Origin of the sequence: Mesorhizobium sp. CAU 1732 (genome assembly GCF_039888675.1) — a bacterium.
GTDB lineage: Bacteria > Pseudomonadota > Alphaproteobacteria > Rhizobiales > Rhizobiaceae > Aerobium.
In genome coordinates this window covers 1,284,649-1,310,295 of the sequence record NZ_JBDQQR010000001.1, presented here as the reverse complement: position 1 = coordinate 1,310,295, position 25,647 = coordinate 1,284,649, and the positions used below count along the sequence as shown (strand labels likewise).

The window sequence follows — 25,647 nt, the reverse complement described above, 5'->3', positions numbered from 1 at the left end:
ATGCCTAGCCTATCGGGCCACGACGTGTCGCGCGCCCGCTTCAAGGCCATCCATATAGACCGCCAGCGCGGCCGCTTCATCTGCACTCAGCCGCAGGCCTCGTTTGGTCCGCCGCCACAAGATGTCGTCGGCGGTACGCGCCCATTCCTGATCGACCAGGTAGCGCACCTCGGCCTCGTAGAGATCCGCCCCGAAGCAGCGGCCGAGATCCGCTGCCGACCCGGCGCTGCCGAGCATCGTATGGGCGCGGGTGCCGTAGAGCCGCACCAGCCGCCTTGCGTGGCGCGCCTCGAGAAACGGATAGGCGGCGGAGAGACGCGCGACCTCGGCATCATAGCCGTCAGCGGCGAAGTCGCCGCCCGGCAGCGGCGCATCGGCAGTCCAGGGCGCGCCCTTCTTGCCGATCAGCGCTTCGATCTTTTCCAGCATGTGTTCGGAAAGGCGGCGATAGGTCGTGATCTTGCCGCCGAAGACGTTGATGACGGGCGCCTCGTGCTTGTCGCCCTCGGCCTTCAGAACATAGTCGCGCGTCGCTTCCTGGGCCTTCGACGCGCCGTCGTCGTAAAGCGGGCGAACCGCCGAATAGGTCCACACGATGTCGTCGCGGCGCACCGGCTCCGTGAAGTACTCGCTGGCGGCGGCGCAGAGATAGTCGATCTCGCGATCGCTGATGCGGACATCTTTCGGATCGCCCTCGTAATCCTGATCGGTTGTCCCGATCAGCGTGTAGTCATCCTCGTAGGGGATCGCGAAGATGATGCGGCCGTCCTTGTTCTGGAAGAAATAGGCGCGCGGGTCTTCGAACTTCTTCTCGATGACGATGTGGCTGCCCTGCACGAGGCGCACATTGTGAACGTCGTTGCGGCCCATCGCGCCGGTCAGCACCTCGTCGATCCAAGGACCTGCCGCATTCACGACCAGCCGCGCGTTAACCGTCTCCTGCCTGCCGCTCGCCACGTCCTCAACCGTGATCGCCCAATGCCCGCTTTCGCGGCGAGCGCCAACGACCTTGGTGCGGGTGGCGATCGTCGCGCCCCGGTCGGCCGCATCGCGCGCGTTGAGCACCACGAAGCGGGCGTCGTTCACCCAGCAATCGGAGTACTCGAAAGCCCGCGTGAAGAGCTTCTTCAACGGCTTGCCGGCGGGATCGCTGGTCATGTCGAGCGTTCGCGTCTTCGGCAGGCGCTTGCGGCCGCCGATATGGTCGTAGAGAAAAAGCCCGAGGCGCAGCAGCCATGCGGGGCGCAGCCCCTTGTGGTGCGGCAGCACGAACCGCATCGGCCAGACGATGTGCGGCGCGTTCCTCCAGATGATCTCGCGCTCCATCAGCGCCTCGCGCACCAGCCGGAACTCGTAGTGCTCGAGGTAGCGCAGGCCGCCATGGATGAGCTTGGTCGATCCCGACGACGTGCCGCTGGCCAGATCGTTCATCTCGGCCAGATAGACGGAATAACCGCGCCCGACGGCGTCGCGCGCGATGCCGCATCCATTGATGCCGCCGCCAATGATGAAGATGTCATGCATCGCGATGTCGCTCACATGTCCCTCCCGCGCATGCAGGCATGCGAATTCGTGCAGAGTTTCAGGCTTCCGACTTCATCCGAAGGCATAACGAATGTCAAACGAAAATACCCGAAACCCGGCATCCTATGCGGGCGACGTTTCGATCAGTTGAACCTCCGACGTGCCGCAGATCGTGCGCACCGCCGCGACGTTGCAGATGTCGGTGATAAAGGTGTCGACCTGGCTGAGATGCCCGATGCGCACCGGCGCGGTGCGCTCGAACTTCGTCGAGTCCGCGACCAGGATGACATGCCGCGCATTGGCTATGATGGCCTGCGCGACCTTAACCTCACGAAAGTCGAAATCGAGCAGCGCGCCGTCATGGTCGATCGCGGATGCGCCGATGACGGCATAGTCGACTTTGAACTGCCGGATGAAATCCACCGCCGCCTCGCCGACGATGCCACCGTCGGAGCCACGCACCACGCCGCCGGCGATCACCACCTCGAAGGAGGGGAAGATGCGCATCTTGTTGGCAACGTTGATGTTGTTGGTGATGACCATCAGGCCGTCATGATCAAGCAGCGCATCCGACACGGCTTCGGTCGTGGTGCCGATGTTGACGAAAAGCGAGGCGTTGTCCGGGATCAGGCGAGCGGCGGCCCTGCCGATCGCCTGCTTCTCGTCGGCGGCGATCTTGCGGCGCGCCTCGTATTCCATGTTCTCGATGCCGGAGGGAAACAGCGCGCCGCCATGGATGCGCGTCAGCATCCGCTGGTCGCACAGATCGTTCAGATCCTTGCGAATCGTCTGCGGCGTCACGCCGAAATGCGTGGCGAGATCGTCAACGAGGACGCGACCGGCGTCCTTGGCCATCTGGACGATTTCCGCGTGGCGTGGCGGTAGATACATGGCGACCCCTCCCTTTCGTTTTTTCGGAACCTAACGAAAAACGAAAGCGAAGCATAGCGCCCTCTCGCTACTCGTTGCGCCGCTTGCCTTCCATCAGGTCGATGACGGCGCGGGCGGCATCGAGCACGTTGGTGCCTGGGCCGAAGACGGCGGAGACGCCGTTGTCGAGCAGGAACTGGTAGTCCTGGCGCGGCACGACGCCGCCGACGACGACGATGACGTTTTCCGCGCCTTTTGCCTTCAGCGCTGCAACGAGCTGCGGCGCGAGCGTCTTGTGCCCGGCCGCCAGCGACGACATGCCGACGACGTGAACCTTCGATTTGACCGCGAGTTCCGCTGCTTCCTCGGGCGTCTGGAACAACGGGCCGGCAATCACCTCGAAGCCAATGTCGCCGAAGGCCGATGCGATGATCTTGGCACCACGATCGTGGCCGTCCTGACCCAGCTTGGCGACGAGCAGCTTCGGGCTTTCGCCGAGCGTCCTGGCGAAGTCGTCCAGCCGCTGGACGAGATTTTCGTATTCCGGCTCACCCTCATAGGCCGGGCCATAGACCTTGCTCACCACCACCGGAACGGCGGTGTGATCGCCGAACACGTCGCGCAGGGCATCGGAGATTTCTCCCAGCGTGGCGCGCGCGCGCGCGGCCTCCACCGCCGCTCCCAGGATGTTACCCTTGCCGGTGCGGGCGATTTCGCGAAGCGCCGACAGTGCCTCCTCGGTCCGCTTCGGATCGCGCTGGCGTCGCGTCTTTTCGATGCGCGCGATCTGCGATTCCCGTACCGCCTTGTTGTCGATATCCAGGATGTCGAGATCGTCCTCGTTTTCGAGGCGATACTTGTTGACGCCGACGATGACTTCGTCGCCGCGATCGATCGCCGCCTGCTTGCGCGTCGCGGCCTCCTCGATCAGGCGCTTGGGCAGGCCGTCATTGACGGCCTTCGTCATGCCGCCCATCGCCTCGATTTCTTCGATCAGCGCCCATGCCTTTTCGGCGAGCTCGTTGGTCAGGCTCTCGACATAGTAGGAGCCGGCGAGTGGATCGACGACCCGCGTCACGCCGGTCTCGTGCTGGAGGATAAGCTGCGTGTTGCGCGCAATGCGCGCCGAGAATTCGGTCGGAAGGGCAATCGCCTCGTCCAGCGCGTTGGTGTGCAGCGACTGCGTGCCGCCCAGCGCTGCCGACAGCGCCTCATAAGCCGTGCGGATGACGTTGTTGTAGGGATCCTGCTCCTGCAACGACACGCCGGACGTCTGGCAGTGCGTGCGCAGCATCAGCGACGAGGCCTTCTTCGGCTCGAACTCGTCCATGATGCGCGTCCAGAGCAGACGTGCGGCCCGCAGCTTCGCCGCTTCCATGAAGAAATTCATGCCGATGGCGAAGAAGAACGAAAGCCTGCCGGCAAACGCATCGACGTCGAGGCCCTTGTTGATCGCCGCGCGAACATATTCGCGGCCATCCGCAAGCGTGAACGCCAGTTCCTGGACGAGCGTCGCGCCCGCTTCCTGCATATGGTAGCCGGAAATGGAAATGGAATTGAACTTCGGCATCTCGTTTGCCGTGTACTCGATGATGTCGGCAATGATCCGCATCGAGGGTTCCGGCGGGTAGATGTAGGTGTTGCGGACCATGAACTCCTTGAGGATGTCGTTCTGGATGGTCCCGGAGAGCTGCACGCGCGATACGCCCTGCTCTTCACCTGCAACGATGAAATTGGCGAGGATCGGGATGACCGCGCCATTCATGGTCATCGATACGGAGACCTTTTCGAGCGGAATTCCGTCGAACAGAATCTTCATGTCCTCGACGGAATCGATCGCGACACCGGCCTTGCCGACATCACCCTCGACACGCGGATGGTCGCTGTCATAACCGCGATGCGTCGCCAGATCGAACGCGACGGACACGCCCTGCTGCCCCGCCGCCAGCGCCTTGCGGTAGAAGGCGTTGGAAGCCTCGGCCGTCGAGAAGCCGGCATATTGGCGGATCGTCCACGGCCGGCCGGTGTACATCGTCGCGCGCGGCCCGCGCACGAACGGCGCCTGCCCCGGCAGGGAATCCAGATGCTCGATGCCCTCAAGGTCATCCGCCGTATAGAGCGGCTTGACCTGGATTCCCTCCGGCGTGTTCCAGACGAGCGTTTCGGGATCGGCCTTCACTTCCTTCTCGGCAAGCGTGCGCCATTTGGAGATTTCGGGGTTGGTCATCATTCGAATTCCAAAATCAGCTCATCGACCGCGAGGCTCGATCCCGCTTCGACCGCGACGGACTTCACCACCCCGCGTCGTTCCGCGCGCAGGACGTTTTCCATTTTCATCGCCTCGACGGTGGCAAGCACCTGCCCGTCCTGCACCGCGTCTCCGGCCTTCACCGCGACCGACGTGATCACGCCGGGCATCGGGCAGAGCAGCATCTTCGACGTGTCCGGCGGCAGCTTCTCCGGCATGAGGCGCGCGAGTTCGGCGACGCGTGGGCTACGCACATGCGCCTTCACGTCGATACCGCGCCAGCGCAGCCGCCAGCTCGAATTGATTTGGGCGATCTTGATGCCGACCTTCTCGCCGCCGACCGTGAAATGCGCGTGGGTGCGTCCCGGCAGCCAGTCGGACTGGACCAAAACCGACGTCTCGTCATCGAACGAGACGATCGTCCTGCCGCCCTCGTCACGCACGCCCACGGCGAACTCGCCCGCGCCGTTCAGGCGAACGCTCCAGTCGCGACCGACGGTGCGGGGATGGTTCGCCAGCGCGCCGGAGATCAGGACATTGCGTTTCTGCGTGCGAAGATTGATGGCGGCGGCGACCGCGGCCAGCGTACGTGCCTCGGCAGCGCTCGGCTCGACGCCCGCAAAGCCGTCGGGCCATTCCTCGGCGATGAAGGCGGTCGTCAGGCGGCCTTCCTTGAAACGCGGATGCTCCATCACGGCCGAGAGAAACGGGAGATTGTGGCCGATGCCCTCGACCTCGAAATCGTCAAGCGCGCTGCTCATCGCGCGGATCGCGTCCTCGCGTGTGGCGCCCCACGCGCACAATTTGGCGATCATCGGGTCGTAGTACATCGAGATGTCGCCGCCCTCGAAGACGCCGGTGTCGTTGCGGATCACGATCCCGTTTTCGTATGTCCCCTCTTCCGGAGGCTGATAGCGCGACAGGCGGCCGATCGACGGGAGAAAGTTGCGATAGGGGTCCTCGGCGTAAAGGCGGCTTTCGACCGCCCAGCCGGTGAGCTTGACGTCGTCCTGCGCGATCGTGAGCTTCTCGCCGGCTGCGACACGGATCATCTCCTCGACGAGATCGATGCCGGTGATCAGTTCCGTCACCGGATGCTCGACCTGGAGACGCGTGTTCATCTCGAGGAAATAGAAATTGCGGTCGCCATCGACGATGAATTCGACCGTGCCGGCGGAGAAATAGCCGACAGCCTTCGACAGCGCGACGGCCTGCTCGCCCATGGCCTTTCGCGTCGCCGCGTCGAGAAATGGCGACGGCGCCTCCTCGATGACCTTCTGGTTACGGCGCTGGATCGAGCATTCGCGCTCGCCGAGATAGATGACGTTGCCGTGCTGGTCGCCCAGCACCTGGATTTCGATATGACGCGGTTGCGTGACGAATTTTTCGATGAAAATACGGTCGTCGCCGAAGGACGACTTGGCCTCGTTCTTCGACGACTGGAAACCTTCGCGCGCTTCCTCGTCGTTCCAGGCGATGCGCATGCCCTTGCCGCCGCCGCCGGCCGATGCCTTGATCATCACCGGATAGCCGATCGATGACGAAATCTTCACCGCCTCGTCAGCGTCGGCGATCAGGCCCATGTGACCCGGCACGGTCGAGACGCCGGCTTCCGCCGCAAGCTTCTTCGATGTGATCTTGTCGCCCATCGCTTGAATAGCGTTCACCGGCGGGCCGATGAAGGCGACGCCTTCCTTTGCCAGTGCCTCCGCGAAAAGCGGGTTCTCCGACAGAAACCCATAGCCCGGATGGACCGCATCCGCGCCCGTCTGGCGGATCGCGTCGATGATCTTGTCGATCACGATGTAGGACTGGTTCGACGGCGCCGGTCCGATGTGCACGGCCTCGTCCGCCATCTTCACATGCAACGCCTCGCGGTCCGCATCCGAATAGACGGCGACGGTCGCAATGCCGAGCTTCTTCGCCGTCTTGATGACCCGGCACGCGATTTCGCCGCGATTGGCGATGAGGATTTTGGAAATCACTGTTGCTCGCCTCCTGCGAGTTTTGGCGTCGCTGTGAGGTTGACGGGTGCGCGGACTGTCATCGTCCCTTCCCGGTCAGACCTCGAACACATCTTCAAACGATTCCGGAAAGCTGTTTCGCGCGACCTTCTCATCGATGATCAGAAGCGCCTCGTAGGACTGCGGGTCGAAATCTTTCTCGGCCGGGACGATCTCGCGGCCGAACAAAATGCAAAGCCGCGCTGCATCCAGATTTCCCCGCTCGAACGGCTCCAGCCCGAAGTGGTGCCAAAGCGCGTGAAGAAACGCGGCGTCGACGCGGTGCAGGAGGGTGTCGCGACCGGCCCGGCGGGGAAGCGCTTTGATCGGCGTAACCCCGCGCGGGTTTGCCCGACGGATCGTGAACTGAAACCCGGTACCCGGCATGCCGGAGGGAAAACCCTTGTGCTTCGTCATGTCGGGCAGCTTGGCCATGACGCTTACGCTCCCCCAAGCTTGTCCTGGGTCTTCGTCTCGAAGTCGAGCGCGTCGTGCCGCTCGTGCAACTGCTTGGACGGTTCGCCGGACGTCTTGTTGACCATCGAGCCGCGCTGGGCGGCCGGGCGTTCGTTGATCAGTTTCGTCCAACGCTGGACGTTGTCGTATTCCTCGACGGAGAGGAAACTGCCGGCGTCCTCATAGGAGGAGTTCGCTGCAAGCCGCCCATACCACGGCCAGATCGCCATGTCGGCGATCGTGTATTCGGCGCCCGCCATATATTCGTTGTCTGCCAGATGACGATCCAGCACGTCAATCTGCCGCTTCACCTCCATGGCGTAGCGGTTGATGGCGTATTCGATCTTCATCGGCGCATAGGCGTAGAAATGCCCGAAGCCGCCGCCGAGGAAGGGCGCAGAGCCCATCTGCCAGAACAGCCAGTTCAGCGTCTCGGTGCGCGCGCGCAGTTCGGTCGGCAGGAACGCGCCGAACTTTTCAGCGAGATAGACGAGGATCGACGCGGATTCGAACACGCGAACCGGCGCGCCGCCATCCTTCGGCGCGTGATCCATCAGGGCCGGGATTTTGGAGTTGGGATTGACGTCCACGAAGCCGGAGCCGAACTGGTCGCCATCGCCGATCTTGATCAGCCAGGCATCGTATTCCGCACCGGAATGGCCTGCCGCGAGCAGTTCCTCCAGCATGATCGTGACCTTGACGCCGTTCGGCGTCCCCAGCGAATAAAGCTGCAGGGGGTGCTTGCCGACCGGCAAGACCTTCTCATGCGTCGGCCCCGCGATCGGACGATTGATCGATGCGAAGGCACCGCCGGTCTCGGTGTCCGCCGACCAGACCTTTGGCAGGACATAGCCTGCGGGGAAGTTCTTCTCGGGTGGAAATTTGGTCTCGTCGGTCATGTTGTCCTCGTTCAACTATGAATTGCTCAACTCTTCGGACTTTGGCGGTATCCCGCGTGTACCGAACAACAAATTCTTGATGCTTATGTCTTCATCGATCTCCGGCCAGTGAAGGCCATATGGCGAAACTTCCACCTTCGATCTTTGAACGTGAGTGGCGGCTGCAAGTCGAGGATACCAGTCAATTGGCGAGCTCAGCTTGGTGCCGCTAACGAGTTCTACCTCCAGATGCGTTTTGGTACACCAAGCTGCGACTGGTGAAAGCCTATCGTCATCGGGCAGATCGCTAGCGTCTACGCGTTCACCGGGGCGGCTTCGCCAATATTCGCGAACAAAAACTTCTTTCACGACGTCCTGCGGGGAAAGATCCTCACGACGTCTCAATTCGATTTCATCCACGACAACTTCGCGCAAGGCCCAGTGTCCGTGCCCAACCTTTCTGAATAGATCGTCGTATTTCTGGGCGATGCTGTCGCTCGAATGTTCCTCGATATTCCTACGAATAATCGATTTCCAAGAGGGCGGCAGTTCTCGACTGGTTGTACGCCAGATATATTCGTAGAGATCGTCATACCGAGCAGCGCCTTCAAGCGCGAGAAATGCAGCTTTGATTTCATCTAGCCAGAGCATCCTGCACCCTCACAGCGGCATCGTGTCGTGCTTCTTCCAGGGCTGCTCGGCCTTCTTCGTGCGCAGCGCCGCGAATGCCCGGGCGATACGCTTGCGCGACGAATGCGGCATGATCACCTCATCGACGAAACCGCGCTCGGCCGCCTTGAACGGGTTGGCAAAGTTGGTTTCGTATTCCTTGGTGCGTGCGGCGATCTTTTCCGGGTCGCCGAGCTCTGTGCGATAGATGATCTCGGTCGCGCCCTTCGCGCCCATCACCGCGATCTCGGCGGTCGGCCAGGCATAGTTGATGTCCGCGCCGATATGCTTCGATGCCATGACGTCGTAGGCGCCGCCATAGGCTTTTCGCGTGATCAGCGTGACCATCGGCACGGTCGCCTGGCTGTAGGCGAAGAGCAGCTTCGCGCCGTGCTTGATGACCCCGCCAAACTCCTGCGCGGTGCCCGGCAGGAAGCCCGGCACGTCGACCAACGTCAAGATCGGAATGGAAAAAGCATCGCAGAAGCGCACGAAGCGCGCGGCCTTGCGCGAAGAATCGATATCGAGGCAGCCCGCGAGCACCATCGGCTGGTTCGCGACCACGCCGACGCTCTGCCCCTCGATACGCATGAAGCCGGTGATGATGTTTCGGGCGAAGGCCTCCTGAATCTCGAAGAAATCGCCTTCGTCGGCGAGCGCGAGGATCAGTTCCTTCATGTCATAGGGCTTGGCGGCCGAGTCGGGGATCAGCGTATCAAGACGCATTTCGAGCCGCGAGGGATCGTCATTAAACGGACGAACCGGCGGCTTTTCGCGATTGTTGAGCGGCAGGAAGTCGAACAGCCTGCGCGTCTGCTCCAGCGCCTCGACATCGTCGTCATAGGCGCCGTCGGCGACGGAGGATTTCTGCGTATGCGTACGCGCGCCGCCGAGTTCTTCCGCCGTGACGATCTCGTTCGTCACGGTCTTCACCACGTCGGGACCGGTCACGAACATGTAGGACGAGTCGCGCACCATGAAGATGAAGTCCGTCATGGCAGGCGAATAGACCGCACCGCCCGCGCATGGGCCCATGATGACCGAGATTTGCGGCACGACTCCCGACGCATCGACGTTGCGCTTGAAGACGTCGGCATAGCCGCCCAGCGAGGCTACGCCTTCTTGGATGCGCGCTCCGCCGGAATCATTGAGCCCGATCACCGGCGCGCCGTTGCGCACCGCCATATCCATGATCTTGCAGATTTTCTGCGCATGGGTTTCCGACAACGAGCCGCCGAGCACGGTGAAATCCTGGCTGAATACATAGACCAGCCGGCCGTTGATCGTGCCCCAGCCGGTGACCACGCCGTCGCCGGGGAACTTCTGCTCCGCCATGCCGAAATCGACGGCGCGGTGCGCGACATACATGTCGAACTCTTCGAACGAGTCTTCGTCCAGCAGAACCTCGATGCGCTCGCGGGCCGTCAGCTTGCCCTTGGCGTGCTGCGCGTCGATGCGTTTTTGCCCACCGCCGAGCCGCGCCTGCGCGCGCCGGTCTTCCAGTTGTTCGAGAATGGCGCGCATCAGATGCGATCCTTCGGCTTGCGGGCATGGATGAACGTCACACGATCCCCCGAGGCTTGAATGGTCTTGGCCGCGCACAGGCGGCGCGATCGATGTTCTCGCATACCGTTTCACGCGATTGCGCGAAAGGCTTGAAAGGGCGGTGGCGCATAAAGTAGAATTCGCATTATTGCAAATTGCGAAGTTGCCATATGCGTAACACGAAACTCTTCATCGGACGCAAGATTCGCGAGCTCCGCGAGACGCATCGGCTGACCCAATCGGGTTTCGCCGATCGCCTCGGCATATCGACAAGCTATCTGAACCAGATCGAGAACAACCAGCGCTCGGTCTCGGCGGCTGTCCTGATGGCGTTGGCGGAAACCTTCCGGCTCGATCTCGCCGAACTCTCCACCGGCGAGGGAGACAGGCTGCTTTCCGCCCTGTCAGAGGCGCTGACCGATCCGGTCTTCGACAGCTACCGCCCGACGCTGCAGGAGATGAAGCTGGTGACGCAGAATGCGCCCGGTTTTGCCCATGCGCTGATTGCTGCCCATCAGGCATACCGCCGCAATTCGGAACAGCTCGCCAGCGTAGACGATCGCATCGGCCACTCTGCCGGTCTCGGCGAGCCGTCGCCCTATGAGGAAGTGCGCGACTTCTTCCATTTCGTCGACAACTACATCCACGATCTCGATCTTGCCGCCGAAGAGCTGGCGTCTCGTCTCGGCATTCCGGAGCGCGATCCCTCCGCTGCCCTGCCCGAGCATCTTCTGACGAAGCACCGTGTGCGCTGCGTCCGCTCGCCGGCGGAAGACGAGTTCCTGCGCCGCTACGATGCCGAGGCGCGAACCCTTCATCTCAACCCCTTTTCACCAGTCTCGACACGCAGCTTTCAGGCGGCGTTTCAGATCGCCATGCTGGAAATGGACGCCACGATCTCGGCGATCGTGCGCGATGCCGGATTTCGTACGGCCGAAGCATCCGAGATTTGCCGCATCGGGCTCGGCAACTATGTCGCCGGCGCATTGATGATGCCGTACGAGGCGTTCCTTACGTCTGCGCGCGAATTCCGCCACGACCTTGAACTGCTGGCGACGCGCTTCGGTGCCAGCATCGAGCAAGTGTCGCACAGGCTTTCGACGCTCCAGAGGCCGAGCCGCAAGGGCGTTCCGATCTTTTTCGCGCGTATTGACCGGGCCGGCAACATCACCAAGCGCCACAGCGCCGCCAAGCTGCAGTTCGCCCGCTTCGGCGCCGCTTGCCCGCTCTGGAACGTCCATCAGGCATTCGAGACGCCCGGCCGCATCATCCGCCAGCTTGCCGAGACGCCCGATGGCGCGCGCTATCTCTGCATGGCGACCGAGATCGCCAAGGGAGGCGGCGGATTCCGTGCGCCGCAGCGGCGCTATGCGATCGCGGTGGGCTGCGAAGTGACCCATGCCGGCGACTTCGTCTATGCCGACGACCTCGACCTCACCAACCGCGCCGCCTTCGACCCGATCGGCATCTCGTGCCGCATCTGCGAGCGCACCAACTGCGCCCAGCGCGCCGTGCCGCCACTGAAGCGGCGGCTCGTCGTGGATCACGACCTTCGTGGCGCCGTCCCCTACAGGCTGGACTGACCCCGACTGCGATTCCGCACACGACGGGTAAGCGAATTTTCGACTTCCGAGCGCGGACTTTGTCGTTATGGTGCGGCGCCGAGGCGAGAGGAGCTCCCATCATGACGGACGAACCGGAGATCATCTTCGAAACGCGCGGCCGGGCAGGGCTGATCACGCTCAATCGCCCCAAGGCGCTCAACGCGTTGACCCGCAATATGGTCAGGCTGATGCATCCGCAACTCGCCGCCTGGGCGAACGACCCCGCTATCGCGCTGGTCGTCATCCGCGCGGCGGGCGAGAAGGCGTTCTGCGCCGGGGGCGACATCCGCCAGCTCTACGACTGGGGGCAGGCAGGCGACCCGGCAGTCAGGGAATTCTACCACGAGGAATACCGCCTCAACACGTTCATCAAGCGCTACCCCAAGCCCTATGTGGCGTTGATCGACGGCTTCGTCATGGGTGGCGGCGTGGGCATTTCGGTCCATGGCAGCCACCGCGTCGCCGGGGCGAACATCAAGTTCGCAATGCCTGAGACCGGCATTGGCCTCTTCCCCGATGTCGGGGGCACGTTCTTCCTTCCGCGCTTGCCCGGCAGGATAGGCACGTGGATCGCCCTGACCGGGGCGCGGCTGGGACAAGCGGACGCGCATTGGTCCGGATTCGCGACGCATGCCGCACCGACTGATGATTTCGACGCGATCATCGACGCCTTGTGCGAAACCGGCGATCCCGATGTCGCTCTCGCGCCGTATGCCGCGGCCGGCACGGCGCCACTGGAAGCGCTTCGTCCCGTCATCGACAGATGTTTCGACGGGGATACGGTGGAAGCCATTCTCGCCACGCTCGACGCGGAAACCGGCGAGCACGCGGACTGGGCAGCAAAGCAGGCCGCATCGATCCGCCAGAAATCGCCCACAAGCCTCAAGATCGCGCTTCGCCAGATGCAGGACGGCGCGAACGTGGATTTCGAGACATGCATGCGCATCGAATATCGCATCGTCTCACGCGTCATCACCGGCCACGAATTCTTCGAAGGCGTGCGCGCCGTCATCATCGACAAGGACAATGCGCCCGCGTGGCAGCCGGCGACGCTGGATGGCGTGTCGAACGCCGCGATCGACGCTTATTTCGCACCGCTTGACGATGATCTGGATCTCTCGTCGCTGGACAGAGCATAAGAATTCATCTGGGCGAATTGACCCTGCCATCGCTTTGCAACATACTCGGTAGTATGTAGTCCGGAAGGGAGGATTCCGCATGGCTTTTGCGCGCGTCAACGGCGTTGTGCTGCATCACGAGATTCGCGGCAGGTCCGATGGGCGCGTGCTGGTTTTCTCTAATTCGCTCGGAACCGACTTCCGCATCTGGGACGCCGTCGTGCGAACGCTGGGCGACGACTACCGCATCGTCCTCTATGACAAGCGCGGCCATGGGCTCTCCGAGGCGACACCTGCCCCTTACGCGATGACGGATCACGTCGGCGACCTTGCGGCCCTGCTCGATCATCTCGGCATCGAGAAGGCAGCGGTGATCGGGCTGTCGGTCGGCGGCTTGATCGCGCAAGGCCTGGCTGCAACCCGGCCGGACCTCGTTTCGGCGCTGGTGCTGTGCGATACGGCGCACAAGATCGGCACCGAAGAGATGTGGAATGCGCGCATCGATACGGTCACGACCAAGGGCATCGCGGCGATGGCGGACGCGATCCTCGAGCGTTGGTTCACGGCCGCATATCGCAGTGCCGACAATGCGGATTTCGTTGGCTACACCGCCATGCTGACGCGCACGACCGTCGATGGCTACGCCGGCACCTGTGCCGCCCTGCGGGACGCGGATTTGACGGAATCGACCCGCGCGCTCAAGCTGCCGGTGCTCTGCATCGTGGGCGATCAGGACGGGTCGACGCCGCCGGATCTCGTCCGCTCGACGGCGGATTTGATCGACGGCGCGCGCTTCGAGATTATCACCGGCGCAGGCCATATCCCCTGCGTCGAGAAGCCCGCCGAGACGGCCCGGCTGATCGGCGATTTCCTGCAATCGAACAACTGGCGCTAGCGCCGAAGCCACCCACAAGCATTTCGAGGAAGCGTTCATGAGCGACTACGTAACGGTCACGCACGAAGACGGCATCACGGTCCTGACGCTGGACAACCCGCCGGTCAACGCGCTGAGCCTTCGCCTGCGCGAGCCGCTCTACAAGGCGCTCGAAGCCGCCCGCGACGATGCGTCCGTGAGCGCCATCGTCGTCGCCTGCGCGGGACGCACCTTCATCTCGGGCGCCGACATTTCCGAGTTCGGCACGCCCGCCGCCCTGCAGAGCCCGTCGCTCCGCAATATCTGTGCCCTGCTGGAATCGCTGCCGAAGCCCGCCATCGCGGCCATCCACGGGACGGCGTTCGGCGGCGGCCTCGAACTGGCACTCTCCTGCCACTACCGCGTGGCCGACAAGACGGCCAAGGTCGGGCTGCCGGAAGTCAAGCTCGGGCTTCTTCCCGGTGCCGGCGGCACGGTGCGCCTGCCGCGTCTCGTCGGGCCCGAAAAGGCCGTCCAGATGATCGTCTCGGGCAATCCGATCGGCATGGCGCAGGCGCTTGAATCCGGTGTCGTCGATGCCATTGCCGATGGCGACCTGACGGCATTCGCTGTTGCCTTCGCTAAGCAGAAGGTTGCCGAAGGCGGGCCGCATGTGCCGGTGCGCGATCGCGACGAGAAACTGGCACCCGCAAGAGCCGATCCGTCGTCTTTCGAGGCCGCGGTCAAGGAAGCCACCAAGAAGACGCGCGGGCTTGAAGCCCCGCTGGCCTGCGCCGCCTCCGTGCGCAACGCCGTCAACCTCCCCTTCGACGAGGCCCTGACGAAGGAGCGCGAGATTTTCATAACGCTCGTCGGTGGTGTGCAGTCGCGCGCGCAGCGCCATCTCTTCTTCGCAGAACGCGAAGCCGCCAAGGTTCCGGGCATCGGCAAGGAGGTGACGCCGCGGACCATCGCCAAGGTCGGCGTCATCGGAGCCGGAACGATGGGCGGCGGCATCGCGATGTCGTTCGTCAATGGCGGCGTGCCGGTCACGATTCTTGAAATGAGCGATGAAGCGCTCGACCGCGGCTTTGCGACGATCGAGAAGAACTACGCCATCTCCGCGCAGCGCGGCTCGATCAGCGAAGACGAGAAGGGCAAGCGGCTGGCGCGCTTTTCGCGCACGACCGACTATGCCGATCTGGCCGATTGCGACCTGATCATCGAAGCCGTCTTCGAGGAGATGAGTGTCAAGAGGGAGGTGTTCGGCAAGCTCGACACGATCGCCAAGCCAGGCGCGATCCTCGCGTCCAATACGTCCTATCTCGACATCGACGAGATCGCCGCATCCACCAGCCGACCACAGGATGTGCTCGGCCTGCACTTCTTCTCGCCCGCCAACGTGATGCGGCTGCTGGAGATCGTTCGCGGGGCCAAGACGGCGCCGGACGTTCTCCTGAGCGCGCTCGGCATCGCCAAGAAGATCGGCAAGGTGCCGGTCGTCGTCGGCGTCTGCCACGGCTTCGTCGGAAACCGCATGCTTGGCGCGCGCTCGGCCGAGGGTGAGGACCTGCTTCTCGAAGGCGCGTCGCCCGAACAGATCGACAAGGTGTTCACGGATTTCGGCTGGCCGATGGGTCCGTTCGCCATGGGCGACCTCGCCGGCCTCGACATCGGCTGGCGCAACCGCAAATCGCTCGGCACGTCGGCCGTCATCGCCGACTCGCTCTGCGAGCAGGGCCGCTTCGGCCAGAAGACCGGCAAGGGTTTCTATCTCTATGAGGCAGGCTCCCGCGCGCCTGTCCCCGATGCCGCCGTCGCGAAACTCATCGAGGACAAGGCGCGCGAACGCTGCGTCAATCGCCGCGAGATTTCCGAGGACGAGATCATCGAGCGCACGCTCTACCCGCTGGTGAACGAGGGCGCGAAGGTGCTGGAGGAAAAGATCGCTGCACGGCCGTCCGACATCGATATCGTCTGGACGAACGGCTACGGCTTCCCGATCGGCAAGGGCGGACCGATGTTCTGGGCCGACGTGGAGGGGCTGAAGAAGATCGTGGATCGCCTCGACTACTGGTACGGCAGGACCGGTAAGGACGTGTTCAAGCCGGCTGAAAGCCTGCGCAAGCTCGCTGAAACAGGCGGCAGCTTCTCGGCGAAGCCGGCCTGACCATGGATCTCGCGTCCGTTCCCTGGAAGGACGCCTACCCGCCGGGCCTCAGCCCGGATCATCCGTTGCGTGCCTATCCGGTCCACGAGATCGTGGATCGCGCGGCCGAACGGTGGGGTTCGCGGACCGCGTTTTCCTTTCGCGGTCAGCCCCTCATTTTTCGCGACCTGAAGGCGGAAGTGGACCGCTGCGCGGCCGCGTTCCAGCGCGCCGGCATCGAGGCTGGCACGCGCGTCGCACTTCTCCTGCCGAACACGCTCTACCATCCGATCTGCTTCTTCGGCGCGCTCAAGGCAGGCGCGACCGTCGTGCATCTCTCGCCGCTCGATGCCGAACGCGTCCTCGCGCACAAGCTCGCCGACAGCGGCGCGCGGATGCTCGTCACGACGAATATGGGCGAGCTCGCACCCCGCGCCGAGGCGCTGCTCGATCTCGGCGCGCTGGATCGCGTGATCCTGTGCGAGGATGCGCGGTTCGGCACGTCCCCATTCGAGGGGCCATCGATCAGCGGCGCGCGCGTCACCAGTTTCACGGATTTCACCGAGGGCGCGGCTTCGGCTTCGTTGCCGGACATTTCGGCCGGCGATCTCGCGCTCCTGCAATACACCGGCGGCACCACGGGCATGCCCAAAGGCGCGATGCTGACCCACGGCAATCTGACGACCGCCGTCGAGAGCTACGATGCCTGGTTCGCCGCCTGGGGCCTGACGCGACCGGCGGAGGATCGCGTGCTGCTCTTCCTGCCGCTCTTCCACATCTATGCGCTCACGGCGGTCATGCTACGCGCGCTCAACAACGGGCTGGAACTCATCCTCCACACGCGCTTCGACGCGGAGACCGCGCTGGCGGAAATCGAGGCCGGCGCGACGAGCTTTCCCGGCGTGCCGACCATGTGGATCGCGATCGCCGCGACGCCCGGTTTCGAGACCCGCAACCTGTCGTCGCTACGCTATTGCGCATCGGGTGGCGCGCCCCTGCCCGTCGAGATCGCGCGTCGCCTTAAGGCTGCAACGGGGCACAACATCGTCGGCGGCTGGGGCATGACGGAGACGTCGCCCGCCGGCACCAACATCCCGGTCAACCGGCCCGACAAGGTCGCGACGATCGGCGTGCCGCTGCCCGGTATCAGGCTCGACATCGTCGCGCCGGACGATCCCTCCCGCGTCCTCCCGCAAGGCCAGACCGGCGAGTTGCGCATCTTCGGGCCGAACGTGACCACCGGCTATCTCAATCGCGATGACGAGACGCGCGAGGCGTTCAGCGAAGGCGGATTCCTGACCGGCGATATCGGCTTCATGGACGACGAAGGTTTCTTCACGATCATCGATCGCAAGAAGGACATGCTTCTCTGCGGCGGGTTCAACGTCTACCCGCAGATGATCGAGCAGGCGATCTATGAGCATCCAGACGTCGAGGAGGTGCTGGTGATCGGCGTGGCAGACGGCTATCGCGGCGAGACGCCGAAAGCCTTCATCAAGCAGCGCAAGGGCTCGGACGCGCTCACGATCGAGGCGCTCCGCGACTTCCTGCGTACGCGCCTTGGCCCCCACGAACTGCCGACACGTCTTGAACTGCGTGATGCGCTGCCGCGCACGACGGTCGGCAAGCTGTCGAAACTGGATTTGAAGAAAGAGGAAGCCGAGCGCGGTTGAACGCGCCGGCCTCACGACCACCAAGGAGAGACCACATGGCTGATGCCGTCATCGTTTCCACTGCCCGCACCCCGATCGGCAAAGCCTATCGCGGCGGGCTCAACGACACGTCGGGCGCCGATATCGGCGCGCACGCCATCCGCCACGCGCTGGAGCGCTCGGGGCTCGACGGCGGCGAGATCGAGGACGTCATCATGGGCTGCGCCATGCAGGAAGGCACGACTGGCCTGAACGTCGCACGCCGCGCATCGCTCGTCGCTGGCCTGCCCGTCACGGCAGCAGGTACGACCATCGACCGCCAGTGTTCGTCCGGCCTGCAATCCATGGCGCTGCTCGCCAACGCGATCCGCAATGACGGCGTCGTTGCCGGCATCGCGGGCGGGCTGGAATCGATCAGCCTCGTGCAGAACGACCATCGCAACACCTACCGCCTGCTCGACAAGTCGCTGACGGGACCCGCCGCCGACGTCTACATGCCGATGATCGATACGGCCGAGACGGTCGCCAAGCGCTACGGCATCTCGCGCGAGCGGCAGGACGAATACGGCCTCGAAAGCCAGCGCCGCGTCGCTGCGGCCCGCGAGGCGGGACTGTTCGCCAAGGAGATCGCGCCGATCAAGACGACGATGGCGGTGATCGACAAGGAGACAAAGGAAGTCAGCCACCGCGAGGTCGAGATCGCCCATGACGAAGGTCCGCGCGCCGACACGACCGCCGAGGGTCTGGCAAATCTGAAGCCCGTGCGCGAGGGCGGAACGATCACTGCCGGCAATGCCAGCCAACTCTCCGACGGCGCATCGGCGAACGTGATGATGAATTCGAAGGAAGCCGAGAAGCGCGGTCTTGCGCCGCTCGGCATCTTCCGCGGCTTCGCCGTCGCCGGCTGCGCGCCGGACGAAATGGGCATCGGACCCGTCTTCGCCGTCCCGCGCCTGCTCGAACGCCACGGTCTCAAGATCGACGATATCGGCATATGGGAATTGAACGAAGCCTTCGCGGTGCAGGTTCTCTACTGTCGCGACCGGCTCGGCATCGATCCGGAGAAGCTCAACGTGAATGGCGGCGCCATCGCGGTCGGACATCCCTACGGCATGAGCGGGTCGCGCCTTTCCGGCCACGCGCTCATCGAGGGCAAGCGCCGGGGCGCGAAGTACGCGGTAGTCACGATGTGCGTCGGCGGCGGCATGGGTGCTGCGGGATTGTTCGAGATCGTTTGAGGACAAAGAGATGGACCTTCGCTACACGACCGAAGAACTCGCCTTCCGAGACGAGGTTCGCGCGTTCCTGCGTGACAATTTGCCGGAAGAGACGCGCCGCAAGCTGATCGACGGCGAGCGCATGGACAAGCAGGACCTCGTCGACTGGTCGCGCACGCTGAATGCCAAGGGCTGGGCGGTCGCGCATTGGCCCGAGGCGTATGGCGGTACCGGCTGGGACCCGATGCGGCAGTACATCTTCCTCGAGGAGACCCAGAAGTGGCCGGCGCCACAGCCCCTCGCCTTCGGCGTCAACATGGTCGGGCCGGTCATCGCGACCTTCGGCAACGAGAAGCAGAAAGCCCATTTCCTGCCGCGCATCGCCAATCTCGACGACTGGTGGTGCCAAGGCTTTTCCGAGCCCGGCGCGGGCTCGGATCTCGCCTCGCTCAAGACCCGCGCGGTGCGTGACGGCGACCATTACATCGTCAACGGCCAGAAAACCTGGACGACACTCGCGCAGTATGCCGACTGGATCTTCTGCCTCGTGCGGACGAACCCGGAAGGCAAGAAGCAGGAGGGCATCTCCTTCCTGCTGATCGACATGAAGACGCCGGGCATCGAGGTTCGTCCGATCGTGACGATCGACGGCGGCCGCGAGGTCAACGAGGTTTTCCTCACCGACGTGCGCGTGCCGGTCGAAAACCTCGTCGGCGAAGAGAACAAGGGCTGGGATTACGCCAAGTTCCTGCTCGGCAACGAGCGCACCAACATCGCACGCGTCGGCATGTCGAAGCAGCGCCTCGCGCGCATTCGTGAACTGGCCGCAAAGGAGATGTCGAGCGGCCGGCCGCTCATCGAGGACGAGCGCTTCCGCGAGAAGCTGGTGGCCATCGAGATCGAGCTCAAGGCGCTGGAAGTCACGCAGCTTCGCGTCGTCGCGGCCGATGCCAAGCGCGGCAACACCGGCAAGCCTGACCCTGCGTCCTCGATCCTGAAGATCAAGGGCTCGGAAATCCAGCAGGCGATCACGCATCTGCTCATGCAGGTGATGGGGCCGCACGCCCTGCCCTATCATGACGAAGAAATCGAAGGCGCCAACGAGCCGCCGATCGAGCCGGATTACGCGGCCAGTGCGGCGCCCGGCTACTTCAATTTCCGCAAGGTCTCGATCTATGGCGGATCGAACGAGATCCAGAAGAACATCATCGCGAAAGCGGTTCTCGGACTTTAGGACAGGAAACAGACATGGATTTCGACCTTTCCGAAGAGCAATCGATCCTGAAGGATTCGCTCGACCGGCTTCTTGCCGACAAATACGGCTTCGAGGATCGCAAACGCCACATGGCCTCGCCGGAGGGCTTCAGCGCCGACATGTGGTCGCGCTTTGCCGAGATGGGCCTGATGGCCCTGCCCTTCGCCGAAGAGGATGGCGGTCTTGCCGGCACACCGGTCGAGACGGCAATCGTGATGGAATCGCTCGGCCGCGCGCTTGCGCTCGAGCCATATTTCGCGACCGTGGTTCTGGGCGGCGCGTTCCTGCGCTTCGGCGGAAGCGCCGACCAGAAAGCCGAATACATCCCCGCTCTGGCCGAGGGTTCGCTTAAAATGGCGTTCGCACAGGTCGAGCGGAACTCGCGCTACGATCTCCACCACGTCGAGACGGCGGCGACGAAGGACGGCAGCGGTTATTCGCTGTCCGGCCAGAAGAGCGTGGTGTTGCACGGCGACAGCGCGGACAAGCTCGTCGTGACCGCGCGGACTGCCGGCGGAACGCGGGACGAGGCGGGGATTGGTGCATTTCTCGTCGATGCCTCGGCAGACGGGGTATCGGTGCGCGGCTATCGCACGCAGGACGGCATGCGGGCGGCCGAAATCACCTTCGACAAGGTCAAGGTCGGCGCGGAGGACGCGCTCGGCGAGCCTGAGAACGGGTTGCCTCTCATCCGCCGCGTCGTGGACGCCGGCATCGCCGCGCTTGCGGCGGAATCGGTTGGGGTGATGTCGGCCATGCATGCGCTGACAGTGGATTACCTGAAGGTGCGCAAGCAGTTCGGCGTGGCGATCGGCCAGTTCCAAGTCCTGCAGCACAAGGCGGTCGACATGTTCGTCGCCGCCGAGCAGGCGCGCTCCATCGCGCTCTATGCGACGATGCTGGCCGACAGCGAGGACGCAGGTGAACGCGCCCGCGCGATGCATGCCGCAAAGTCGGAAATCGGGCGCGGCGGGCGCATCTGCGGCGAGAACGCGATCCAGTTGCATGGCGGCGTCGGCATGACCATGGAGTATGCGGTCGGCCACTATTTCAAGCGCATGACGATGATCGACACGATGTTCGGTGACGCCGATTATCATCTGCGCGCGCTGGCGCGGGACGGCGGGTCGCTCGCCGCATAGCCAGGAGAGCAAGATTTTTCACTCCGGGCGCAGGCACGACCTGCGCCCGCCTTGGCAATGGACGGCCAAACTGCCTACATGGCGCACGACACCGTCATCATCGTTACGCCAGTTCAGGAACAGACCCATGGAAATCCGCGAGATCACCGAAGACTACTCCGTCGCGCCGCAGATCGGCATCGAGCATGTTCCGCTCATCAAGGCCGCCGGCTTCAAGAGCGTGATCTGCAACCGGCCCGACGAAGAGGATGGCGCGGTCCCGCACGACGCGATCGAGGCTGCCGTGCGTGCCGCAGGGCTCGAATTCCGTTTCATCCCGGTCATCAGCGGCCAGATTACCGCAGACAATGTCGACGATCAGGCAGACGCCCTCGACGATCTCCCGCGCCCTGTTCTGGCCTATTGCCGTTCGGGCGCGCGCTGCACGAACCTCTACGGGCTCGTCGTGCAGAAGCGCGGCTGAGCGAATCCACGGCGACCGGCGTGGACGCCACGATCTACACGGGCGGCTGTCTGTGCGGAGCCATACGCTTCGAAGCGACCGGCCCCGCGCTGCTGATCGGCATCCTCGATGACAGCCATGCCCGGGAACTGGCCCCGGAGTATCACGCCTTCGCGGACGGCAAGCCGGACTGGACGTAGACTGGCGCGCGTGCACGGAACGCGCGCGCCCTGTCCGTCAATACAGCCATCTCACCATGAAGAGACTGATCACCGGGAAGACGACGAGCAGCACCGTGCGCAGCATGTCGCTGATGACGAACGGCGTCACGCCTCGATAGGTCTGGATGATGGGGATGTCTTTCGCCATAGAGTTGATGACGAACAGGTTCATGCCGACCGGCGGCGTGATGAGACCGACCTCCACCACGATCAGCACCAGGATGCCGAACCAGATGGCGAACTCCTCCGGCGACAGCCCGTAGTCCAGAACGCTGACGATCGGGAAAAAGATCGGGATGGTGAGCAGGATCATCGACAGCGAATCCATGAAACAGCCGAGGATCAGGTAGAAGATCAGGATGCCGACCATGACCATCCACGGATCGAACCCCTGGCCCGTGATGAACGCGGCAGCCTGCGCCGGCATTTGTGAGAGCGCCAGGAAGCTGTTGTAGAAGGCCGCCCCGAAGACGATGAAGAAGATCATCGCCGTGGCCGAGGCGGTCATGAGGATGGATTCCACCAGCGTCTTGCGGGTCAACCCGCCATTGATGAGCGCGATCAGGCCAGTGCCGGCAGCACCGACCGCTGCTGCCTCCGTCGGCGTGAACCAGCCTGTGTAGATGCCGCCGACCACGGCTATGAAGACGACCAGCACCGGCCAGACATCGACCAGCGCCCGGAACCGTTCGCCATATGGAACCCGAGGGCTTGACCCGGCGGAATCCGGATAAAGCCTGACATAGATCGAAATCGCGATCATGTAGCCAATCGCGGCGAGAACTCCCGGCACGAAGGCGGCTAGGAATAGCTTCGCGATATTCTGCTCCGCGAGGATCGCGTAGATGACCAGCACGACCGAAGGCGGGATCAGGATGCCAAGCGTGCCGCCGGCGGCGAGCGTGCCGGTCGCGAGCGCACCTGAATAGCCGTAGCGCTTGAGTTCGGGCAGCGCGACCTGTGCCATCGTGGCTGCCGTGGCCAGCGACGATCCGCAGATCGCGCCAAAGCCGGCGCAGGCTCCGATCGCCGACATGGCGACACCGCCCCGCCTGTGGCCCAGCCACGCATTGGCCGCCTTGAAGAGAGACTGGGACATGCCGCCCAGGGATGCGAACTGCCCCATGAGGAGAAAGAGCGGGATGATCGACAGCGAATAGCTGGAAAACGTCGAATAGGTCTCGCCTTTCAGGCGCGACAGGATGGGCGCGGTTGATCCCATGACGAGATATGTGCCCACCAGCCCGCACAGAAGCATCGCCAGACCGATCGGGATGCGCAGGAAGATGAGGACGAGCAGTGCCGGGAAGGACCAGAGCCCGAGTTCGAGATTGGTCAATGGACGGCTCCTAGCGTCGGGGCGAACGCCGAACGGCCGCTGCGGACTTCACCGATGCGCACGCCGAGCATGTAGAACGAAATCACCACGGCGATGGCCGAGGCGACCATTGCCGCGGCGAAGCCCCACCATACGGGGAACTGCAGGATAAACGTCACCTCGTTGTAGCGGATCTTGTCCCACATGCCGTACCAGAGGCGCCAGGCGATCAGCACGATGATGACCGTCATCAGGATTTCGGTGACGAGATCGATGACGCGGTTGACGCGGTCGGAGAAGAAGCTGGTGAAAACATCGACGGTCGCATGCGACCGCGTCACCTGGCACCATGGCAGGAACGAGAACACCGCGAACGCCGTCAGCGCCTCCACCAGTTCGAAATCGCCGGGAATCGGCCCCAACCCGTGCCGCACGAAGGCGCGGCCGGTGATGCTGACGACCGTCAGAAGGGTTATGAACACAAGCACGAGCCCGCCGACGATCGCGAGAGCCCGCGCCAGCCGTTCCATGACCGGCGACCTGTTCATGATGTCCTCCAACCCCTCCGAGCGGATTCAGCGCACTTCGCCGACGCTACCCCGAGCAGGCAGGCCAGACAATGGCGCTCAAGGTGTTTGTTATGACACATAACATAATGATGTGAAAGCCCGCGTGCGACCCGGCAGACGGTAAAGTCCCTGCTGCACGGGCGCGCTGGCATCAGGCGCAACGGGCGGCTCGCTGCCGCCCGCTTCGTCTCGATCCCTCGGCTCGCTATTGTGCCGCGGTATACTTGTCGATCAGCCGGCGCGCCTCTTCCAGCAGGCCCTTGCCGTCGAGGCCCTTGCCGTCCATTTCAGCGACCCAGTTATCGATCACCGGCTGGGCAGCGGCTTTCCACTCATCCGCCTGCTCGGCCGTCAGCTCGACGATGTTGTTGTTGCGGCCAACCGCGAGTTCCCTGCCGGGCGCGTCGTATTCCTCCTGCGTCTTGCCGAAGAGGGCCGAGACGTCCTGGCCCGAATTGTCGTCGATCACCTTCTTCAGATCATCGGGCAGGCTCTCATACTTCGCCTTGTTCATCGCCAGAACGAAGGTGGTGGTATAGATCGCGTGGTCGCCGCCGAACTCCGTATGATTGCCGACGAGTTCGTGAACCTTGAGCGACGGCACGACCTCCCAGGGTGTGACCGCCCCATCGATGACGCCCTTGGAGAGCGATTCCGTAACCGCCGGGATCGGCATGCCGACGGGTGTGCCGCCGAGTTCGGAGATCAGTGACGTGATGATGCGCGTCGGCGCCCTCACCTTCATGCCCTGGAGATCGTCCATCGTCTCCACCGGAGACTTAGAATGGATGACGCCCGGCCCATGCACCCATGTGCTGATGATGTGGAGGTCCTTGAACTCGTTGTCCTTCATCCGGCTTTCGAAGACATCCCAATAGGCGCGTGACGCGGCCTCGGCATTGGTCATCATGAAGGGCAGTTCGAAGACTTCCGTCGACGGAAAGCGGCCCGGCGTCGAACCCGGCAGGGTCCAGACGATGTCGACGGTGCCGTCGGTCGCCTGGTCGATCAGTTGCGGCGGCGTGCCGCCGAGCTGCATCGCGGGATAGCGCTCGATCTTGATGCGCCCGCCGGAATCCGCCTCGACCTTGTTCGCCCAGGGATCGAGGACATGCGTCGGCACGTTCGCCTGCGCCGGCAGGAATTGGTGAAGGCGCAGGGTTACCTCCTGCGCGAGCGTAGCCGTCGTCGTGCTCAGCCATGCGGCAGACGCGATCGATGCGGCGATGACGAGTGACTTTATGGATGCAGTCTTCATCCGTTCCTCCCTGAACGATTTCTCGATGACGAAAGGCGGCGGCTCCTCACCAGCCGTTTTCCACCCACGTCACACACCGGCATCCTTGCAGAAGTTTATGTAACAATAAAGCGCCCGATCTCAGCTTTTTTGTAACGCGAGATCACCGGCTACAGAGGAAGCGAGGCCGTTTCCTTCAGCGTCTCCAGAACGATCGCCGTCTTGACGTGCTGGACGGATTCGTGGGGCAGCAGGACATCGTTGACGAAGGCGGCGAGCGACTTCAGATCGGGCGTCACGACCTTCAAAATATAGTCCATCTCGCCCGTCAGCGCGTGCGCCTCCTGCACCTCCGGCAGGCGCGACAGGAGATCGGCGAAGCGCCGCGCATTGTCGCGATTGTGGGTCGCGAGCGTGACGGTGATGACGTTGACGAGCGGGAAGCCCAGCCGGTCGCGGTCGAGCACCGCGCGGTAACCCCTGATGAAACCTTCGTCCTCAAGGCGTTGTCGCCTGCGCGAACATTGCGAGGCCGACAAGTTCACCTTCTGCGACAAATCATTGTTGGTGAGACGCGCATCGTCCTGCAAAAGCGCGAGTATCTTGCGGTCAAAACCATCGATCCTGTCGCTCTCGGCCATAACATCCCCGTTCGACGCATGAATTGCGCATCATGA

At 63.4% G+C, this 25,647-nt stretch carries 22 protein-coding genes; 10 read left to right on the top strand and 12 right to left on the bottom strand.

Translation table 11 applies throughout. The annotated features are described in order from the left end of the window. Positions 1-9: 9 nt before the first annotated feature. The 8 genes from glpD to AAFN55_RS06365 all read right to left on the bottom strand — a co-directional run bounded on the left by glpD (position 10) and on the right by AAFN55_RS06365 (position 10,172). Positions 10-1,539, bottom strand: a complete 1,530-nt coding sequence (gene glpD / locus AAFN55_RS06400) for a glycerol-3-phosphate dehydrogenase (protein WP_347798027.1) — start codon at positions 1,537-1,539, stop codon at positions 10-12. A 108-nt stretch (positions 1,540-1,647) separates the two neighbouring features. Continuing rightward, the gene (locus tag AAFN55_RS06395; protein WP_347798026.1) at positions 1,648-2,415 is read right to left on the bottom strand and encodes a DeoR/GlpR family DNA-binding transcription regulator; all 768 of its coding nucleotides are present in this window, start codon (positions 2,413-2,415) and stop codon (positions 1,648-1,650) included. Positions 2,416-2,482: 67 nt separating this feature from the next. Beyond that, a complete protein-coding gene (scpA, locus tag AAFN55_RS06390) occupies positions 2,483-4,621 on the bottom strand; it encodes a methylmalonyl-CoA mutase (RefSeq protein ID WP_347798025.1) in 2,139 nt (712 codons plus the stop codon). Continuing rightward, positions 4,621-6,627, bottom strand: coding sequence for an acetyl/propionyl/methylcrotonyl-CoA carboxylase subunit alpha (locus tag AAFN55_RS06385; RefSeq protein WP_347798024.1), 2,007 nt, complete (start codon positions 6,625-6,627; stop codon positions 4,621-4,623). Before AAFN55_RS06385 ends, scpA begins: the two co-directional genes overlap by 1 nt. Before the next feature lie 75 nt (positions 6,628-6,702). After that, positions 6,703-7,080 (bottom strand): hypothetical protein, encoded by a 378-nt coding sequence (locus tag AAFN55_RS06380; RefSeq protein WP_347798023.1) that lies wholly within the window; start codon positions 7,078-7,080, stop codon positions 6,703-6,705. 5 nt (positions 7,081-7,085) lie between these two features. Next, a complete protein-coding gene (gene yghU / locus AAFN55_RS06375) occupies positions 7,086-8,000 on the bottom strand; it encodes a glutathione-dependent disulfide-bond oxidoreductase (RefSeq protein ID WP_347798022.1) in 915 nt (304 codons plus the stop codon). A 15-nt stretch (positions 8,001-8,015) separates the two neighbouring features. After that, positions 8,016-8,630, bottom strand: a complete 615-nt coding sequence (locus tag AAFN55_RS06370; RefSeq protein WP_347798021.1) for a DUF2442 domain-containing protein — start codon at positions 8,628-8,630, stop codon at positions 8,016-8,018. Positions 8,631-8,639: 9 nt separating this feature from the next. Next, the gene (locus tag AAFN55_RS06365; protein WP_347798020.1) at positions 8,640-10,172 is read right to left on the bottom strand and encodes an acyl-CoA carboxylase subunit beta; all 1,533 of its coding nucleotides are present in this window, start codon (positions 10,170-10,172) and stop codon (positions 8,640-8,642) included. Positions 10,173-10,363: 191 nt separating this feature from the next. Between AAFN55_RS06365 and AAFN55_RS06360 the strand changes: the two genes are divergently transcribed. The 10 genes from AAFN55_RS06360 (at position 10,364) to AAFN55_RS06315 (ending at position 21,825) form a co-directional block, all read left to right on the top strand. Then, positions 10,364-11,776, top strand: a complete 1,413-nt coding sequence (locus AAFN55_RS06360) for an XRE family transcriptional regulator (RefSeq protein ID WP_347798019.1) — start codon at positions 10,364-10,366, stop codon at positions 11,774-11,776. A 101-nt stretch (positions 11,777-11,877) separates the two neighbouring features. Then, positions 11,878-12,936: an enoyl-CoA hydratase/isomerase family protein gene (locus AAFN55_RS06355; protein ID WP_347798018.1), complete on the top strand. Its 1,059-nt coding sequence runs from the start codon at positions 11,878-11,880 to the stop codon at positions 12,934-12,936. 79 nt (positions 12,937-13,015) lie between these two features. After that, the gene (gene pcaD, locus AAFN55_RS06350; protein WP_347798017.1) at positions 13,016-13,810 is read left to right on the top strand and encodes a 3-oxoadipate enol-lactonase; all 795 of its coding nucleotides are present in this window, start codon (positions 13,016-13,018) and stop codon (positions 13,808-13,810) included. Positions 13,811-13,847: 37 nt separating this feature from the next. Then, entirely contained in the window at positions 13,848-15,938 is a 2,091-nt protein-coding gene (locus AAFN55_RS06345; protein WP_347798016.1) for a 3-hydroxyacyl-CoA dehydrogenase NAD-binding domain-containing protein, read from the top strand. A 2-nt stretch (positions 15,939-15,940) separates the two neighbouring features. Then, positions 15,941-17,590, top strand: a complete 1,650-nt coding sequence (locus AAFN55_RS06340; protein ID WP_347798015.1) for an AMP-binding protein — start codon at positions 15,941-15,943, stop codon at positions 17,588-17,590. A 35-nt stretch (positions 17,591-17,625) separates the two neighbouring features. Next, positions 17,626-18,807 carry an acetyl-CoA C-acyltransferase gene (locus tag AAFN55_RS06335; protein ID WP_347798014.1) on the top strand — a complete coding sequence of 394 codons (1,182 nt, stop codon included), beginning with the start codon at positions 17,626-17,628 and terminating at the stop codon, positions 18,805-18,807. 10 nt (positions 18,808-18,817) lie between these two features. Beyond that, positions 18,818-20,020 carry a pimeloyl-CoA dehydrogenase large subunit gene (gene pimC, locus AAFN55_RS06330; RefSeq protein ID WP_347798013.1) on the top strand — a complete coding sequence of 401 codons (1,203 nt, stop codon included), beginning with the start codon at positions 18,818-18,820 and terminating at the stop codon, positions 20,018-20,020. Positions 20,021-20,034: 14 nt separating this feature from the next. Then, positions 20,035-21,183: an acyl-CoA dehydrogenase family protein gene (locus AAFN55_RS06325; RefSeq protein ID WP_347798012.1), complete on the top strand. Its 1,149-nt coding sequence runs from the start codon at positions 20,035-20,037 to the stop codon at positions 21,181-21,183. A 127-nt stretch (positions 21,184-21,310) separates the two neighbouring features. Then, the gene (locus tag AAFN55_RS06320; RefSeq protein WP_347798011.1) at positions 21,311-21,646 is read left to right on the top strand and encodes a TIGR01244 family sulfur transferase; all 336 of its coding nucleotides are present in this window, start codon (positions 21,311-21,313) and stop codon (positions 21,644-21,646) included. A 20-nt stretch (positions 21,647-21,666) separates the two neighbouring features. Continuing rightward, entirely contained in the window at positions 21,667-21,825 is a 159-nt protein-coding gene (locus AAFN55_RS06315) for a hypothetical protein (protein ID WP_347798010.1), read from the top strand. 37 nt (positions 21,826-21,862) lie between these two features. Here AAFN55_RS06315 and AAFN55_RS06310 read toward each other — a convergent pair whose 3' ends face one another. The 4 genes from AAFN55_RS06310 to AAFN55_RS06295 all read right to left on the bottom strand — a co-directional run bounded on the left by AAFN55_RS06310 (position 21,863) and on the right by AAFN55_RS06295 (position 25,611). Further along, positions 21,863-23,185: a TRAP transporter large permease gene (locus AAFN55_RS06310; protein ID WP_347798009.1), complete on the bottom strand. Its 1,323-nt coding sequence runs from the start codon at positions 23,183-23,185 to the stop codon at positions 21,863-21,865. Further along, entirely contained in the window at positions 23,182-23,712 is a 531-nt protein-coding gene (locus AAFN55_RS06305) for a TRAP transporter small permease (RefSeq protein WP_347798008.1), read from the bottom strand. Before AAFN55_RS06305 ends, AAFN55_RS06310 begins: the two co-directional genes overlap by 4 nt. Before the next feature lie 226 nt (positions 23,713-23,938). Beyond that, positions 23,939-24,991, bottom strand: coding sequence for a TRAP transporter substrate-binding protein (locus AAFN55_RS06300; protein WP_347798007.1), 1,053 nt, complete (start codon positions 24,989-24,991; stop codon positions 23,939-23,941). A gap of 149 nt (positions 24,992-25,140) precedes the next feature. Then, the gene (locus tag AAFN55_RS06295) at positions 25,141-25,611 is read right to left on the bottom strand and encodes an Lrp/AsnC family transcriptional regulator (RefSeq protein WP_347798006.1); all 471 of its coding nucleotides are present in this window, start codon (positions 25,609-25,611) and stop codon (positions 25,141-25,143) included. Positions 25,612-25,647 lie beyond the last annotated feature (36 nt).